This is a genomic window from Blastococcus sp. LR1, from assembly GCF_020166105.1.
In the GTDB taxonomy this organism is placed as follows: domain Bacteria; phylum Actinomycetota; class Actinomycetes; order Mycobacteriales; family Geodermatophilaceae; genus Blastococcus.
Genome location: NZ_JAIUJY010000002.1, coordinates 245837 through 261249, shown reverse-complemented (window position 1 = coordinate 261249; position 15413 = coordinate 245837). Strand labels below are relative to the sequence as shown.

15 protein-coding genes are annotated in these 15413 nt (G+C 72.3%); 10 read left to right on the top strand and 5 right to left on the bottom strand.

What is annotated here, in order from left to right; translation table 11 throughout:
* Positions 1-81: 81 nt before the first annotated feature.
* From LBW97_RS05905 to LBW97_RS05895, 3 genes are all read right to left on the bottom strand, one after another.
* Positions 82-1248, bottom strand: a complete 1167-nt coding sequence (locus tag LBW97_RS05905; RefSeq protein ID WP_224498485.1) for a flagellin — start codon at positions 1246-1248, stop codon at positions 82-84.
* A gap of 156 nt (positions 1249-1404) precedes the next feature.
* On the bottom strand, positions 1405-2478 hold the full coding sequence (locus tag LBW97_RS05900) for a hypothetical protein (RefSeq protein ID WP_224498484.1): 1074 nt from the start codon (positions 2476-2478) through the stop codon (positions 1405-1407).
* A gap of 61 nt (positions 2479-2539) precedes the next feature.
* Positions 2540-3442: a sigma-70 family RNA polymerase sigma factor gene (locus LBW97_RS05895; RefSeq protein ID WP_224498483.1), complete on the bottom strand. Its 903-nt coding sequence runs from the start codon at positions 3440-3442 to the stop codon at positions 2540-2542.
* A 313-nt stretch (positions 3443-3755) separates the two neighbouring features.
* On the opposite strand from LBW97_RS05895, the gene LBW97_RS05890 reads away from it, so the two are divergent.
* The 8 genes from LBW97_RS05890 (at position 3756) to LBW97_RS05855 (ending at position 10412) form a co-directional block, all read left to right on the top strand.
* Complete coding sequence (locus LBW97_RS05890) at positions 3756-4241, top strand: flagellar protein FlgN (RefSeq protein WP_224498482.1); 486 nt, start codon at positions 3756-3758, stop codon at positions 4239-4241.
* Positions 4238-5638, top strand: coding sequence for a flagellar hook-associated protein FlgK (flgK, locus tag LBW97_RS05885; protein ID WP_224498481.1), 1401 nt, complete (start codon positions 4238-4240; stop codon positions 5636-5638). Before LBW97_RS05890 ends, flgK begins: the two co-directional genes overlap by 4 nt.
* 5 nt (positions 5639-5643) lie before the next feature.
* A complete protein-coding gene (gene flgL / locus LBW97_RS05880; RefSeq protein WP_224498480.1) occupies positions 5644-6537 on the top strand; it encodes a flagellar hook-associated protein FlgL in 894 nt (297 codons plus the stop codon).
* The gene (gene fliW, locus LBW97_RS05875; RefSeq protein WP_224498479.1) at positions 6537-6980 is read left to right on the top strand and encodes a flagellar assembly protein FliW; all 444 of its coding nucleotides are present in this window, start codon (positions 6537-6539) and stop codon (positions 6978-6980) included. The genes flgL and fliW overlap by 1 nt, the downstream gene beginning before the upstream one ends.
* Positions 6981-7068: 88 nt before the next feature.
* Complete coding sequence (gene csrA, locus LBW97_RS19845; RefSeq protein WP_308010427.1) at positions 7069-7383, top strand: carbon storage regulator CsrA; 315 nt, start codon at positions 7069-7071, stop codon at positions 7381-7383.
* 200 nt (positions 7384-7583) lie between these two features.
* Positions 7584-8087: a hypothetical protein gene (locus LBW97_RS05865; RefSeq protein WP_224498478.1), complete on the top strand. Its 504-nt coding sequence runs from the start codon at positions 7584-7586 to the stop codon at positions 8085-8087.
* A gap of 72 nt (positions 8088-8159) precedes the next feature.
* Positions 8160-9257, top strand: a complete 1098-nt coding sequence (locus tag LBW97_RS05860) for a flagellar biosynthesis protein FliA (RefSeq protein ID WP_224498477.1) — start codon at positions 8160-8162, stop codon at positions 9255-9257.
* A gap of 156 nt (positions 9258-9413) precedes the next feature.
* Complete coding sequence (locus LBW97_RS05855; RefSeq protein WP_224498476.1) at positions 9414-10412, top strand: hypothetical protein; 999 nt, start codon at positions 9414-9416, stop codon at positions 10410-10412.
* A gap of 106 nt (positions 10413-10518) precedes the next feature.
* On the opposite strand, the gene LBW97_RS05850 is transcribed toward LBW97_RS05855, so the two are convergent.
* Positions 10519-11841, bottom strand: a complete 1323-nt coding sequence (locus LBW97_RS05850; RefSeq protein WP_224498475.1) for a YncE family protein — start codon at positions 11839-11841, stop codon at positions 10519-10521.
* Positions 11842-12094: 253 nt separating this feature from the next.
* Here LBW97_RS05850 and LBW97_RS05845 point away from each other — a divergent pair, with 253 nt between their 5' ends.
* A complete protein-coding gene (locus LBW97_RS05845) occupies positions 12095-12445 on the top strand; it encodes a hypothetical protein (RefSeq protein WP_224498474.1) in 351 nt (116 codons plus the stop codon).
* Positions 12442-13206 (top strand): hypothetical protein, encoded by a 765-nt coding sequence (locus LBW97_RS05840; protein ID WP_224498473.1) that lies wholly within the window; start codon positions 12442-12444, stop codon positions 13204-13206. Before LBW97_RS05845 ends, LBW97_RS05840 begins: the two co-directional genes overlap by 4 nt.
* A 1-nt stretch (position 13207) precedes the next feature.
* On the opposite strand, the gene LBW97_RS20350 is transcribed toward LBW97_RS05840, so the two are convergent.
* Positions 13208-15328 carry an NlpC/P60 family protein gene (locus LBW97_RS20350; RefSeq protein WP_224498472.1) on the bottom strand — a complete coding sequence of 707 codons (2121 nt, stop codon included), beginning with the start codon at positions 15326-15328 and terminating at the stop codon, positions 13208-13210.
* Positions 15329-15413 lie beyond the last annotated feature (85 nt).

Here is a 15413-nt window from a genome sequence, read left to right as displayed (position 1 = left end):
GTGAGGGGGGAGGCCGGACCGGCCTCCCCCCTCACCCGGGATGGTGCTGAGGTGTGTGCGCCCTCAGCTACTCAGCTGGGATCAGCGGAGCAGCGAGAGGACACCCTGCGAGGCCTGGTTGGCCTGCGCGAGCATCGAGGTACCGGCCTGGGTCAGGATCTGGTTGCGGGTGTACCCGACCATCTCCTGCGCCATGTCGGCGTCACGGATGCGGCTCTCCGACGCGGTCAGGTTCTCGACCGAGACGTTGAGGTTGTTGATGGTGTGGTCGAACCGGTTCTGCAGTGCACCCAGGTCGGCGCGGATCGTCGAGACCGACTTGATGGCCTCGTCGATCTGCTTCAGGCCCTCGGTGGCTCCGGAGGACTGCGTGAAGGTGACCTGAGCCTTGGCGACCTCGTCCGCGGTGGCGGACGCACCCGGCGCCACACCACTGAAGACGAGCTCGCCACCGGTGATGGCGACGCTGGCGTCGGAACCGAAGGCGTTGGTCACGGCGCTCTGCAGAGCGGTCAGGCGGGCAGCGCTGCCGGCCGTGTCGCTGTAGCTGACCGACGACAGGTCGAGGGTCTTGCCGCCCACGGTGAGGGAACCGTTGAGCTTGGCGAAGTCCTCGGCCTTGGACGGGTCCACCGTGCCGGAGGCGACGGTGACGGTCGCCGCCGAGCCGGCCACAGCCGCCACGGTGGTGGCGGTGATGCCGGCCGCGGAGGAGGTGACGTCCACGCCGTTGACGCCCAGGCCGGAAGCGCCCATGGCGGTCCCGATCTTGACCTGGATCTGCTCGCCGGCGTTGGCACCGACCTGGAACTTGCCGGCGTAGTTGCCGTCGAGCAGCTTCGTGCCGTTGAAGGTCGTCGTGTCCGAGATGCGGGTCAGCTCGTTCTTGAGCTGGCCGATCTCCGACTGGATGTTCTTCTTGGCGTCGGCGTTGAGGCCACCGTCGTTGCTGGCCTGGACGGTCAGGTCACGCATGCGCTGCAGGATCGAGTGCGTCTCGGTGAGCGCACCTTCAGCGGTCTGCACGACCGAGATGCCGTCCTGGGTGTTGCGGACGGCGACCTTCAGGCCACCGATCTGGGAGCGGAGGCCCTCAGAGATGGCCAGACCGGCGGCGTCGTCGGCCGCGCGGTTGATGCGGAAGCCGGAGGACAGCTTCTCGAGCGACTTGCTCATCTGGCCGTCGGTGACGGACAGGTTGCGGTAAGCGTTGAGCGCCGCGATGTTGTTGTTGACGCGCAGACCCATGATGTTCCTCCTTGGAAGGGGTCGTACTGGGGGATCCCGCTGCATCCGTGCTGCGGGGCCGTGCAGGTATGACTACGGCTCGGGAGCCGGAGGACTTGAGGCGAACGGGTCACGAATTGGCGACGTCCACCCGATCGGGGGCAGGCTCCGCGACCGTCAGGCGTATTTGCGCAGGCTGCGGGCCCGGTGGTCCGCGGCCCGGCGCCAGGCGGTCACCCACAGTTCCGCGGTGTGCTCGGTCAGGTGCCGGTCGAGGACGACCTCGCGGGCCTGGACGGCGCTCTCGGTCCGCCGGTCGCGGTCCCGGATGAACGTGGACAGGCCCTTGCTCCAGTCCTTGGCCGACTTGGCCCGCCAGCCGAGCCCGAGCCGCTCGTACTCGGCGCTGGGGGAGCGGACGAACGGAACGCCGCGGGCCGAGTACTCGAGTGCCTTGAGCCAGCTCTTGCACGTGTTGAAGCGGTCGATGCGCAGCGGGGCGATCCCGATGTCGAAGTTCTCGCCCACGGCGGTCGCGTACTCGTCGACGCTGTCCAGCCACGGCAGCTCGGCCGGCTCCTCGGTGAGCCCGAGCAGCTGCGTGGAGTTCAGCTTCTGGCCGATGACCATGAACCGGCTGCTCCCGCGGGTGCTGGCCAGCGCCTGCTGCAGACCGGTGCCCATCTCCTGCAGGTCGTAGGGGTGGGTGACCACGCTGCCGGTCCAGCCGACCGTGACGACCTCGGGCGTCCGCTCGTAGGCCGGCGGGAGCTCGGCGATCCGGCGGGGGATCGCGTTGGGGACGACGAGCCCGCGGCCGTGCGGCGCGTACTCCTCCAGGAGGGCGGGCGTCGTCGTCGTGACCACGTCGGCGGCGCGGGCGCACTCGGAGGCCTTGCGGCCCATGCCCTTCCGGACCAGGGCGAGGTGGGCGAGGTGCCCGAACGGGACGGCGGAGAGCAGGTCGTCCATCTCCACGACGACGGCGACGCCGTCGGCCTGGAGCACCCGGATGGTCTGCAGCATGGCGTCGGTCTTGGGCAGCTGGAGGACGACGACGTCGGCTCCGCGCGCGTCCGCCGCGACGACCTCGCCCTCGCCGCCGGTCGTCGACGGGCGGACGGTGGTCGCGATGCCGCGGACCGTCTCGATCTCGACGTCGAACCCGCCCTCGCGGATGGCCTGGAGCGGCTCCCGGACGCGGTAGTAGTCCTGGGCATCCTGCCCGGCGTGCATGACGAGCACCTTCATGGAGCGGGAACCTCTCTGGGAACCGGCCGGCCGGAGCCGTCCGGCCGTACGGGGACGGGGATCAGGCGGGGCGCCGGGTCGCCGTGTCGGGGGTGACCCAGCGGGCGCGGGCGGGGGAGACCGTCGGCATCGCGGGTGCCGGCATCGCCGGTATCCCGGAGCCGGACCGGCCGGTGAGCCGCTCGAGGTACGTGCGCTGCTGGTTGCGCGCCCGGACGCCACCGCTCGCCGGAACGGGAGTGCCGTCCCAGATCTCGCCCATCGCGGCGTGCAGCAGGGTCAGGGCCCGGGCTCGCATCTGCGAGACGCGGGAGAGCGTCACCCCGAGGTCCTCCGCGATGTCGGTCAGGGATTCATCACCGAAGAAATTCCGCTCGATGACCTCGTCCAGCCGATCGGGCAGCGCGCGGATCGCCTCGTGCAGGTGGCGGGCGCGCTCGCCGCGCATCACCGCGCGCTCCGGCGACTCCCCGGTGTCGGGCAGGTCGATGCTCGTGCCGTCGGGGCCGGTCTCGGCGTCGATGCTGACCATCACCGCGCGGTGCACGTCGACCTGCAGGTGGTCCAGCTCGGTCCGGGCGACGCCCAGGCTGTCGGCCAGCTCCTCCCGCGTCGGCGGCCGGCCGAGGCTGATGGTCAGCGCGTCGGCCGCGGCGTCGGTCCGCCGGGCGGCGGCCCGCACCGAGCGGCTGGCCCAGTCACCGGAGCGCAGCTCGTCGAGGACCGCACCCTGGAGGCGGGCCAGGGCGTAGGTGGCGAACGATGCGCCGGCGGTGGGATCGAACCGCTTGGCCACCTCCACCAGGGCCACGTGTGCGCAGGACAGCAGGTCCTCACGGCTGACGTGGCTCGGCAGCGAGATGCGGGCGGCGACCGCGTTGACGGCGAAGGCGGCGAGCGGGAGGTGCTCGGTCACCAGCGCGTCGACCTCCCGCGGCGTCCGCCCCTTGACCGGGTTCGGCACCCGGCCGTTCTGGGGCCGCTCACGCGAGGGCCGATCGTGTGCGGAGCGCTCACGGAGGGGGCGCTCGGAGACGAGGGCACGGACTGGGGTCACGTCCGTATAGATCGGCGGGCCTCGGCCGGGTCGGCACCACCCGTCGGCACAAATCGCGGGGAACTTGAGCGGCACTTGGGTGCTTCGGCTTGACCTGCTCCGAACGGGTGCCGATGGCAGCACCGATGGCGGTTCGACCCCGGGCCCTCCTCGTCGCCGAGGTGCAGGGCAGGGGAGACCGCCGCAGATGACGAGCAGGACGACGGAAGGCGGTGGACACGTGGACTACCAGCACCTGTCGACGTTGCTGTGGCGGGAGCAGGAGCTCCTGGACCTGCTGCTGTTCAAGGCAGAGGAGAAGCAGTACCTGATCCTCACGGGCAAGACCCGCTGGCTGCAGCGGATCGCCCACGAGATCGAGGTGGTGCTCGACCAGCTGCGCACCCTGGAGGTGGAGCGGGCCGCCGCGACCGAGGTCGTGGCCCAGCAGCTGGGCATCGAGTCGAACCCCTCGCTCCGGCAGGTGGCCGAGGTGGCCCCCGCGCCGTGGAACGACCTCTACGCCAAGCACCACGAGGCGCTGCTGGTGCTGGTCACCGAGCTTCGCAGCCTCTCCGACGCCAACCGCGAGCTGATCGAGAGCGGCCTCTCGGCCATCGGTGACGCCCTCCTGCAGGTGCGCACCCCCTCGGCCGGCACCTATGGCGCGACCGGTCGGCATTCCGACGGGAGCAACCGCGCCGTGACCCTGGACGGAGCCCTATGAGCACCTTCTCCGGCCTGAACGCCGCCACCACCGCGCTGTGGGCGAACCGGCGCGGCCTCGACGTCACCGGTCAGAACATCGCCAACGTCAACACCGAGGGCTACTCCCGGCAGCGGGTCGACCTGGCGGCCATCGGCGGCAGCAGCGTGCCGGCCTTCTTTTCGACGTCCTCGGGCATCGGCCAGGGCGTCAACGCCGACGACGTCATGCGCATCCGCGACGCCTTTCTCGAGGGGCGCGGGCACACCGAGCACGCCAACCTGGGTCAGCTCGTCGCCGAGACCGACGCCTACGAGCTGGTCGAGCAGGCCTTCCGCGAGCCCGGCAACACGGGCATGCAGAAGATGCTGACGGAGATGTGGAACGGCTGGCAGGACGTCGCCAACAGCCCGTCCGAGCCGGCGGCGCGCGGCCAGGTCCTCAAGCGCATGGAGACCCTGGTCGGCGGTATGCACTTCGCCCAGGAGCAGCTCACCGGGCAGTGGGACCAGACGCGCAACAACCTCTCCGTGCTGGTGGACGACGTGAACGCCGCGGCGGAGAACATCGCCCAGCTCAACATCGCCATCCAGCGGGCCACGCAGAGCGGCCTGCCGGCCAACGACCTCTCCGACCAGCGCGACGTGCTGGTCATGAAGCTCGCCGACCACGTCGGCGCCACCGTGCGCCAGGGCAAGGACGGCGTCCTGGACGTGGCGGTCGGCGGGATGAGCCTGGTCTCCGGGGGCACCCCGACGAAGTTCGCGCTCGTCGGCACCAACGACCCGGACGGGACCGGGAGCGACCCGCTGCGCATCGCCACCGCGATCGGCAACTTCAGCGTCCGAGTGGGTGGCACGGCTGCCGGCCAGGTGAACACCCTGAACACGATCCTGCCCGGTTACCGCGGCCAGCTCGACGAGATGGCGTTCAACCTGTCGGAGACGCTCAACGCCGCACACGGCGAGGGGTACGACCTCACCGGCGTCAAGGGCGGGCCGCTGCTCGGCAGCCCCGACGGCAGCAAGGTCACCGCGACCAACATCAAGGTCATGATCACCGACACCGACCGCCTCGCGGCCTCGGGCGTCCCGGGCGCGGCGAACCTGGACCGGGGCAACGCCGACCGGATCGCCCAGCTGGCCAAGGCGCCGAACGGCATCGACACCGGCTACCGCAAGATGATCGTCGAGCTCGGCGTCCAGTCCGCGGTGTCCCAGCGCAACCTCGACATCCAGACCAGCATCACGACCACGATCGACGCCGCGCGGGAGTCCGTCGCGGGCGTCAACCTCGACGAGGAGCTCACGAACATGCTCTCGTACCAGCAGGCCTACGCGGCCGCGGGCCGCATGGTCACCGCGCTCGACGAGGCGCTCGACGTGCTGATCAACCGCACCGGGCTCGTGGGGCGCTGATCTGAATGCGGATCACCCAGCGCGCCGTCGCCCTCACCAGCCTCCAGGGACTCAACCGGAACCTGGACGCCTTCAGCAGGCTCCAGGAGCAGCTCACCTCGGGGCGCATGCTCAGCGCCCCGTCGGACTCGCCGACCGGCACGAACCGCGCGATGCAGACGCGGGCCGACCAGGACTCGACGGAGCAGTTCGCCCGCAACATCTCTGACGGGCAGAGCTGGCTCAACCAGACCGACTCGACGCTGCGCCAGATGCTCGACGTCACCCGCAAGGTCCGCGAACTCACGGTCCAGGGCTCCAACGACGGCGCGATGTCGGAGTCCAGCCGCAAGGCGCTGGCCACCGAGACCGCGAGCCTGCGGCAGAGCCTGCTCGGCCTGGCGAACACCGCTGTCGCCGGCCGCCCGCTCTTCGGCGGCATCACGATGGGGCAGCGGGCCTACGACGTCGAGACCGGTGCCTTCCAGGGCGTCGAGGGCTCCCCGGTGGAGCGGCGGGTGTCGAACACCGAGTCGATCCGGGTGGACCTCACCGGGCGCGAGGCGTTCGGCTCCGACGAGGCGGGCCTGTTCGCCGTCGTCGACCGGATCGCCAAGAACCTCGCCGCTGTTCCCGCTGACACCGCGGCGCTCGAGACGGACCTCGCGGACCTCGACGTCGTCATGAAGAACATGCAGTCGTCGGTCGCCGACATCGGTGCCCGCGGGGCGCGGATGGACCGCGAGTCGCAGATCAACTTCGACATGTCCATCTCGCTGGACTCGCAGCTGGCGGAGGTCGAGAACATCGACCTGCCCAACACGATCATGCGGATGCAGATGCAGCAGACCGGCTACGAGGCCGCCCTGGCGGCGACCGCGAAGGCCATCACGCCCTCGCTGCTGGACTACCTGCGCTGATGACCACCCGACTCGCGGGCGCGCCCGTCCAGGCTCCGACGACAGCACCGGCTCCGCCCCCGGTCCAGGTGCTGTCGTTCGCCGAGCCCGTGCCGGGTTTCCCCGCTCATCGCGAGTACGCCCTCGTGCCGGGCGACACCTCCGGCCTGCTCTTCTGGCTGCAGGCCGTCGACCCGGACGGGCCGCGGTTCCTGGCCGTGCCGGCCCAGCAGTTCTTCCCCGACTACGCGCCGGCGATCCCGGCCGCGGTGCGGGGAGAGCTCGGCCTGGCCGACCTGGCGGACGCCCAGGTGTACTGCCTGGTCAGCGTGCCCGACGGCGATGTCCGTGAGGCCACGGCCAACCTCCGCGCTCCTGTCGTCGTCGCCCCCTCGACGCGCCGGGCCCGCCAGGTGGTCCTGACCGACGGATCTCTTCCCCTTCGGCGGCGCCTCCGCCGATAACCTCTGGAGGGTCGCGTTCCGCGACCCCGCGCCCGCACCGGCGGGCACCGCCACGGACGGCCACCACAACACCCATGGAGGGGTACACGTGCTCACACTCACCCGCAGCGTCGGCGAGACCATCCGCATCGGAGACGACATCGAGGTCCACGTCGTCGAGGTCCGCGGTGGCACCGTCCGCCTGGGCTTCAAGGCCCCGCGCGAGGTCGCGATCCACCGCGAAGAGGTCTACAAGCAGATCGCCGAGGCGAACCTGCTCGCGGCCCAGGTCACCGCCGACACCCTCGGCGCGCTGGCGGCGTTCGCGCCGGCACCCGCCGCGGAGGACACCGTCGAGGTGGTCGTGGAGATCGAGACCGCCGCTCCGGACGCCCCCGACGCGTCGACGCGCGCCGTCGACTGACAGAAGTGCACGGCAGCAGGGGGTGACTCCTCGGCAAACCGTGCCAAGTTGACGGCATCGCCGACCGGGGCGGGTGCGACACGGGCAACTATTGCCGAAGCTTCGGTCGTACAACTGCGTCGACACAGCGAGTTGTGTGCCGTGTTCGGTCCGCTCATGCGGCAGATTCCTCCCTACGCAAGTGATAGGGGGCGATGAACATGGCACGGAACGCATTCGCTACTTCGGTGGCCGGCGACCAGACCGGTGAGCAGGAGTCCGTGGTGGTCCACGTGCAGCTGCGACCGCGGCGCGGCGCAACCCGCAAGTGCCTGGCGGCACTCGCGGCACTGGCTGCCGAGCACGAGGACGTCGTCGTCACCGTCAGCGGGCTGAGCAAGGACGCCCGCGTGGCTCGCGTGACCGTCGGCATCGACCTCGGTCCGCGCACCGCCATCGCGAAGTTCTCGCCCCAGGCGCAGGCGGCCTACGCCTTCGTCTCGGCGATGTTCACCTCGCTGTACGACCACATGCCGGTCTACACCGCCGAGCCCAGCGCCGCCGAGCGCGCGGCCGCCACGGCGCTCTTCGACCGCATCGCCGACGGCACCGCCCGCGTCGACGACCTGGTCGCCGACCTGGGTGACGCCCGGCCCGCCTCGGCGCCGGTCTCCCCGATCCCCGCTCCGCGTCTCCCCGGTCCGGGCGAGCGCATCTCGGCCTGACGGCCTCCTCCGCAGTACGGGTCCCCGGCTCTCCGGTGACCCCTTCTTCCCCGTAGTGCCCAGGAGATCCCCATGTCCGACCGCATCTCGAACGCGTCCACCACCGACGACCGCAGCCGCGCCCGCCAGCCCCTGGTGTTCGGCGGCATCCCCGAGGCCGAGGGGTGGGCGCTGGCGCCCATCACCCCGCGCGACCGGGTGCACTTCCGCGCCGACCAGGAGCTCCCGCTCGAGCAGTTCCGCAGCGAGCTCCCCGACGGCGTGACCGTCAGCTACGACCAGGGCGACGGCCTCTACAGGGTCGACGGCGCCTGCGGCACGGCCGCCGTGCTCGCCGACTGGATCAAGGCCTGGTGCGCGGGTGCCGGCGTCACGACGATCGGCCTCCGCGCCGAGACCGACGTCCGCCGCCGGGCGCCGCGCGACCTGCCCTCGGACTTCCTCGCCGACCTGTGCCGGCACTACGGACCGGTCAGCCTCAAGCGCCTGCAGCGCAACATGAGCACGATCCGGCTGCACCTGCCCGACCCCGACGACCTCGGCCAGCAGGTCTACGAGTGGGTGCTGAAGGCCGTCGCGCAGTACGACGAGACGAAGTCGGTCCCGTTCGGCGCGTTCCTGGCCACCCAGCTCTCCAAGTGGGTGCACGACCTCGGTCGCAACGCGCACGGGCGCACCGCCGCCGACACCGAGCACAAGCAGCAGAAGGCGATCGCCTCCTTCATGGCCGAGCACCAGCGCCGGCCCTCGGAGAAGGAGCTGGCCGCCTACATGGGGCAGAGCGTCGCCACCCTGCGCCGCAACTCCCAGACCGTCGCCACGCTCAACGGGCTGCGCAACCTCCAGTCGCTGGACGGCGCGCCCGACGCGACCGAGATCCTGCTGCCGGACTCCTGCGAGGCGCCCGACGAGATCATGGGCGAGGCGGAGCAGACCCTGCTCTCGCACGCCCTCACCGCCGCCTGCGCCCCGGACCCCGAGGCCCGTCGCGACCAGCGCGCCGGTCAGCCCAACGTGCTCGGCTGGGCGACCTGGTACCTCACCACCTGGGGCGGGCAGACCAAGACGCAGCTGTCGTCCGACCTCAACACCTCGGTGCGGAACATGAACGTCTACGCCGACCGCGTGGAGAACGCGCTCAAGGACCGTCTCGCCGAACTCGCCGACTGACCTTCCCCTGTTGTTGATCAGGTCTCCTGATCAACAGGGGTCCTGGCTCACCATCGACGGTGAGCCAGGACGCCGCATGGTGAGCCAGGACGGTGCTCGTCCACAGGAACCGCCGCATTCGCCCAGCCGGCGGGTGGAGATGGCCACACTTTCCGGATGCATCCGGAGCTTCGTGCCATCGCCGATACTCGCCTCGGGGTGTTCACCAGCCAGGAGGCGCTCGGCGTCGGCTATCTCGTCGACGACATCCGCTCCGAGCTGAGAACCCGCCGCTGGATCCGCCTCCGCAAGGGCGTCTACATCGCGTCGGGCGACGTCGTCGCAGCAGATGCTCGGTCACGGCATCTGATCGACGCCCTCGCGGTGCTCCTGAGCCTCGGCCCCGGGCCGGTGCTGAGCCACGCGTCGGCTGCCCAGCTGCACGGGCTCGTGATTCCACGCGCGCAGCCCGTCGAGGTGCGCGTCACCGCCGTCGACCAGTGGCGTCGCGGTCGGGGCTACCGCGTTGCGCGTGCGGCACTGCCGGACGAGGACCTCGTCCCGTGGACGGGATTCCGGGCGACGTCGACCGGGCGCACCCTCGTGGACTGCGCGCGCGAGTGGTCGTTCGTCGACAGCGTCGTCGCGATGGACGCTGCGATGCAGGAACGGAAGATCGGGCGGGCCGCGATCCGACGCGCTGTCCTGTCCGGCAGCCACCGCGTCGGGATCGCCGGGGCTGCTCGCGCACTCCAGCTGAGCGATGGGCGAGCGGAGTCCCCGCTGGAGACTCGGGGCCGGCTGGCGCTGCTGGCTGCTGGCCTCCCGCGCCCCGAGCTGCAGGTGGACATCTACGACGACGCCGGCTTCGTGGGCCGAGTGGACGCCTGGTACGCCGAGGCGGCGGTGGCGGTGGAGTTCGACGGGCAGGTGAAGTACCTGGATCCCCGGAACGGCCTGTTGCCCGGTGAAGTGCTCTGGCAGGAGAAGCGGCGGGAGGACCGGCTTCGAGAGACGGGCGCTCGCGTGGTCCGTGTCGGCAACCAGGACCTCGGTGCGGGGTGGGCCGCCAAGGTCGCGCGGATCCGGTCGCTGTTGGCCGCGCCGTACGTGGGACAGCGGCAGTTCCGCGCCGTGCCGACCGCGGAGCCGGGATCGGAATCCGAGGCGGCCTGAGCCGGCGCGCCGCCGTCCTGGCTCACCATGGAGCGTCCTGGCTCACCATCGACGGTGAGCCAGGACGCCTAGTGATCAGCCCACCTGATCATCAGGGAGGGGGCGGTCAGCGCCAGGTCTTGAGGACGTTCTTGGCGACGACGCCCTCGCGCACGCGCTGGGGGTGGTCGCCGACCGGGATCCGCGCGATCTCCTGCGCCGAGTCGTAGTCGATGACGACGACCTCGTCCTCGCCGCTCACCGACACCCAGCACTCGTCCCCGAAGACGCCGTTCGTCGACCAGTACGGCTTGTCGCCGACCTCGACGAGGGAGTACTCCTCGCTGTCCCGGTCGATGATCGCCGCATACCCGTCCATGGTCCCGGCGGCGCAGAGGGTGGTCCCCTCCGGGTTCATCGCCAGGCCGTGGTGCGCGGAGTCGAGGGTGTAGAGCTCCCGCGGCTCGGTGGTCCGCTTCGGCAGGTCGACCACCCGGGTGACGGCGCCGACCGTGGGCTCGCCCTCGTAGCTGCTGGCCGCGTCGAGGTCGGCCGCCTGCGTGTCGAACTCGATCCAGCCGTGGAAGAACGACACCTGGAGGTAGACGAAGCGCTCGTCGGGGGCCACCGCCATCGGCCGCACCGCCGACTCCATGTCCGGGTAGCCCGCCTCGGCGAGCTCCTTGCCCATGTCCCAGCGCGACTCGATCGCCATGTCGTCGGTGCGGACGATCTGGAAGTACCGCTCGCCCTTGGCGGTGTCGTGGGGCTGACGGAGGATCGGCCGGTCGGTCGGGGTGTAGACCCGCCCGATGCTGGCGTGGAACACCCGCTCGCCGTCGGCGGTGTAGTTGTTCTCGTGCGGACTGTCCCCGCTGGGGAACTCCCCGGTCTTCGTGCCGGTGCGGATGTCGAGCTCGTGCACCTTGTTGGCGGTGGAGTCGCTGACGAGCAGCCGTTCCCCGTCGGGGGAGACGCCCATGTGGTCGGAGCGGTAGCCCTCCATCGGGAAGCGCCAGCGGATCTGGCCGGTGGCCAGGTCGAGGCCGACGACGTCGGCGAAGCTCGGCCGGCTGACCGCGAGGAGCCGGCCGTCGTGCGTGGTGAACATGTCGTCCGTGTACTGCGCGCGCCCCTCGCCGATCGCCGCCTGGATCGCGAGGTAGAAGACCAGCTTGTCCGGGCTGGTGAAGATCTCGGCCATCCGCTCGGCCCGGTCGGGGATCGTGTCGATCGTGGAGAGGGTCCGGTGCGACCGCGCGTCGACGACGGTCGCCGTCCCGTCCCAGTTGTTGCCGACGAACATGACGTCCCGCACCCCACCGGGGCGCGCCTCGGACTTCCCGGTGGGGCGGTCCGCCGACCCCGGGGTGGCGGCCGACGTGCCGCCGGTGAGGAGTGCGGCGCAGAGCCCGAGGGCGACGGCGAGCGGAGCGGCGGTACGGCGCACGGGAGCCTCCCGGTCGTGGGGTGTCGCCATGAGAACGCGCCGGTTCACCAGGGGTTACGCACGAGGTGCGACGGGCGTCACGTCGGAGGCCGACACGCGCGGTCACGACGTCGCTTTCGGAAAACCGCCGGCGAAGGGGTACACGGGGGCCCGAGGCTGCCGATATCCACGGTGTGACGCCACGTCCGAGCAATCGCTCCCACGCCGAACAGGCGGACAGGGGAACCGGACCGTGGTACCGGGCGGGGAACCGATGAGCGCGCTGCCCGCCGGTGACGCCGGCTCCCAGACACTGGTTCCGTACTGGCTGGACTCGGCCGCCCGCCGGCTCCTCGCCACCACCGTCGAGGCCGCTCTGGCCGACGGGGACGGACATCCGGTGACGACCATCCACCTGCAGGACGTGCTGACCGAGCTGCACGTGGCCGCCGCCCGCGAGGCGGTCTGGCCCACCTCGACCGCACGCGTCCGGCTCGCCACCGGCTGGGACGACGACGTGCTCCCGGTCCGGCTCAGCCCGGCCGAGCTCGCCGGCGTGCTGGAGCTGCCCGAGCTGCCCGAGAACCTGCGCGCCACCCTCGGCAGCAGGAGGGGGCGCCCGTGACGGCGTCCAGCGTCTTCGGCACCTCCTCGCGCCTCCTGCACCGTCTCCGCGCCGTCCCGGTGGACGTCACCGACCTGCTCGACGTCGCGACGGACGTGCTGCCCCGCCTCGAGACCTCCCGGCTGCGCCTCGCGCTGGTCCGCCGCCCCGGCGCCGGCACGGCGCTGCGGGTGGAGGAGGACGAGCGCACCCAGCAGATCCCGCTGGTCGAGCTCGCCGACGACATGAGCCGGGCCGGCGTGCCGCCGACTCCCGCGGGCATCGCCACCGCGCTGCGCGCCTGGGTGGCCCGCCGCCCGGTCACCGACGACGCCGCGGCCCGCGCGGGCATCGCCGTCGTCGACTGGTCCGACGCCGCGGAGACCGCGGTCGGCTGGACCGTGGTCGTGGTGCGCGACGACCTCGCCCTCCGGTGGGCGCCCTCTCCGGCCGCCCGCACCGTGGAACTGCACCGGACCCGCTCCGCCGCGACCGGCCGCGCGCACGACGTCTCGCTCGACATGCGCGTCGAGGGGCCGCTCGCGCTGTGGTCGCACCGCACGGTGCCGGTCCTCGCGACCTCGGCACTGGTCGCGCCGGAGCTGATGCTGCACCGCATCGGCACCGCCGGGCTGTCGACGCCGGACATGCACCTCGTCGTGACCCCGCACCGGCCGCTCGTCTGCGCCTCGCCAGGAGTGGCCCGGCGGCTGGCCGGTCAGACGAGCGAGGCCAGCGTCACGCTGCCCTGGCGGCACGTCGTCGACCTCCCCTGGCTCTGAGCTAGGAGATGTAGCCGAACTCCCAGTGCCACGGCTCGGGCTTCTCGGCACCGGGGCGCGCCCAGTCCGGCTGCACGAACCCGAACCGCGCGGCGTGCGCGGTCATCCAGCTCCACTGCGGCGTCCCGGCGACGTTGATCCCGCCGCACAGGTCGACCGCCAGTGCCCAGCCGTGGTTCGAGGTGCCGGGGACGGCGGCCAGCGCCGGCTTGCTGCGGAACGCCGCGACCTGCCCGCCGAAGGAGCGGTAGGAGTCGGTGATGCACAGGGTCGCGCCGAACTCGGCCGTGTAGGCCTCGGCCAGCTGGGCGTAGGAGGCGGCCGCGTCGCAGCGCAGCGCGTGCCCGTCCACGCCCAGGCGGCAGAGCGCCTCCACCGGGATCCGGCCGTTGGACCAGCCACCCCACGCGGGGTTGACCGGGCCGGGGACGGGCAGCGGCGCGCCGCAGTCCCCGATGCGGTCGGCGAGGGCCGGCAGCGGCGCGTTGGGCCCGGACGGTGCGGGCGCGGTCACCCGGGTCGCCGAGGCGCCGGGCGCCAGGCTCCGCACGCCGACCTGGTAGGTGGCGGCGGAGGCGCCGACGACGTCGCCGTCGCCGAGGTACATGCCGACGTCCGCGCCGCCGGGGGAGAACACCAGGTCGCCGACCTGCAGGTCCCGCACGGGGACGGCGGTGCCGCCGGCCCACTGGGCGCGGGGGCTGCGGGCGAGCGCATAGCCGCCCATGAGCCAGGACGCCGCGGTGAAGCCGCCGCAGTCGTAGGTGTCCGGACCGGCGCTGCCGGCCACGAACGGCTTGCCGAGCTGGGACAGCGCGTTGCTCACCGCGGCCACGGTCTCCGCGGGGAGGACGGTGACCGGCTCGGTGCCGATGATCCCCCACACGACGCCGGGAAGCGGTCGTCCGTCGGCGTCGAGCGCGGGGGAGAAGCCGTCGGGAAGGGCCGCGGGATCGGTGATCGAGGCCGCGGGCGGCGGCGCGATGCCGGCGGTGGCGAGACGGGTCAGGTAGTCCTGCCACCGGCGCATCACGGCGTCGTTGCGGTCCTGCTGGGGGCCGGCGACGGGGATCGTGCCGATGCCGGCCAGGACGCCGGAGACGGCGGGGGAGAGCTCGTCGACCTCGGCGCGCACGTCGACCAGCACCTCCTCGGCGCGGGCCTCGGCGGCGGCGAGGTCGGCACGGGCCGCCTCGACGCGGGCGCCGGCGGTCCGGAGGTCGCTCGCCGCGCGCTGGGCGTGGACGACGGCGGCCCGGATCTCCGACTCGGTCTGCTCCGCCACGGCCTGCTGGAGGAAGACGGCGGGGGCGGCGTCGGCGGTGTGTGTGTCGAGCGCCAGTACGGGCAGGCGGTCGGCAGGCCCGGAGCGGTACAGCAGAGCGGCACCGGCACCGACCGTCGACTTTTTCGCGGCGAAGCGCTGCTCGGCGGCCTCCTCGGCGTCCCGTGCCTGCTGCAGCCGGGCGCGGCGGTGGTCGGCGGCCCGCTCCAGCTGGCGGTAGCGGTCGGCCTGCTCGAGCAGCGAGCTGCGCGCGGTGAGGGCCAGGGTGACGGTGTCGGTGCCGCCGGTCGGCTGATCGGGGGCGGGAAGGCCCAGGGCTAGGACGACGGGGAGCAGCAGAGCGCTCGTGGCGACGACGCCGATCCGCGTGGACCAGCGCGAACCGGTGCGCTCGCGGGGGGTCGGGGCCGGCTTCTTCCGGCTGCGGGCCGGTGCCCGGCGGACAGCGCTGCGCCCGGCGGCGGGCCGGCGCCCGGGAGTCCGGGTGCTCGGGCTTCCACCTGAACGGCGCGCGGCGACGGCGGCACGCGCGGCGGCCAGCTGCTCGGGGGTGACCCCGGGCCGGGCCGCCACGGTCCGGCCGTGCGCCGGGGCGACGGTGCGGACGTGGGCATCCCGCGCTGCCAGTGCGTCGCGCAGGGCGGCGGCCTCCGCCGGGGTCAGGGGCGGTCGGCCGTCGCGGCGTGGAGCGCTCGCGGCGCGGGTGCGGGTCGGGGCGGTGCGGGTCGGGGCGGTGGCGCGGGTCGTCGCGGTGCGGGTCGGGGCCGTGGTGCGGGTCCGGCCCTGCGCGGTGGAGCGGGGAGAGGACGCACGCGCGGGCGTACGCGGAGCAGGCACTGCAGCGTCTCCCGGGGCGTCGACGGTACGGATGGGGCTCCTGGGACCAGGAGCTCGTACTCATCCATCGACACGCCGGGGGAAA

What these genes read in the sequence shown, in the direction of transcription:
- LBW97_RS05905 (WP_224498485.1), bottom strand. Translation starts at nt 1,248, where the DNA reads ATGGGTCTGCGCGTCAACAACAACATCGCGGCGCTCAACGCTTACCGC.
- LBW97_RS05900 (WP_224498484.1), bottom strand. Translation starts at nt 2,478, where the DNA reads ATGAAGGTGCTCGTCATGCACGCCGGGCAGGATGCCCAGGACTACTAC.
- flgK (WP_224498481.1), top strand. Translation starts at nt 4,238, where the DNA reads ATGAGCACCTTCTCCGGCCTGAACGCCGCCACCACCGCGCTGTGGGCG.
- flgL (WP_224498480.1), top strand. Translation starts at nt 5,644, where the DNA reads ATGCGGATCACCCAGCGCGCCGTCGCCCTCACCAGCCTCCAGGGACTC.
- fliW (WP_224498479.1), top strand. Translation starts at nt 6,537, where the DNA reads ATGACCACCCGACTCGCGGGCGCGCCCGTCCAGGCTCCGACGACAGCA.
- LBW97_RS05865 (WP_224498478.1), top strand. Translation starts at nt 7,584, where the DNA reads ATGGCACGGAACGCATTCGCTACTTCGGTGGCCGGCGACCAGACCGGT.
- LBW97_RS05860 (WP_224498477.1), top strand. Translation starts at nt 8,160, where the DNA reads ATGTCCGACCGCATCTCGAACGCGTCCACCACCGACGACCGCAGCCGC.
- LBW97_RS05855 (WP_224498476.1), top strand. Translation starts at nt 9,414, where the DNA reads ATGCATCCGGAGCTTCGTGCCATCGCCGATACTCGCCTCGGGGTGTTC.
- LBW97_RS05845 (WP_224498474.1), top strand. Translation starts at nt 12,095, where the DNA reads ATGAGCGCGCTGCCCGCCGGTGACGCCGGCTCCCAGACACTGGTTCCG.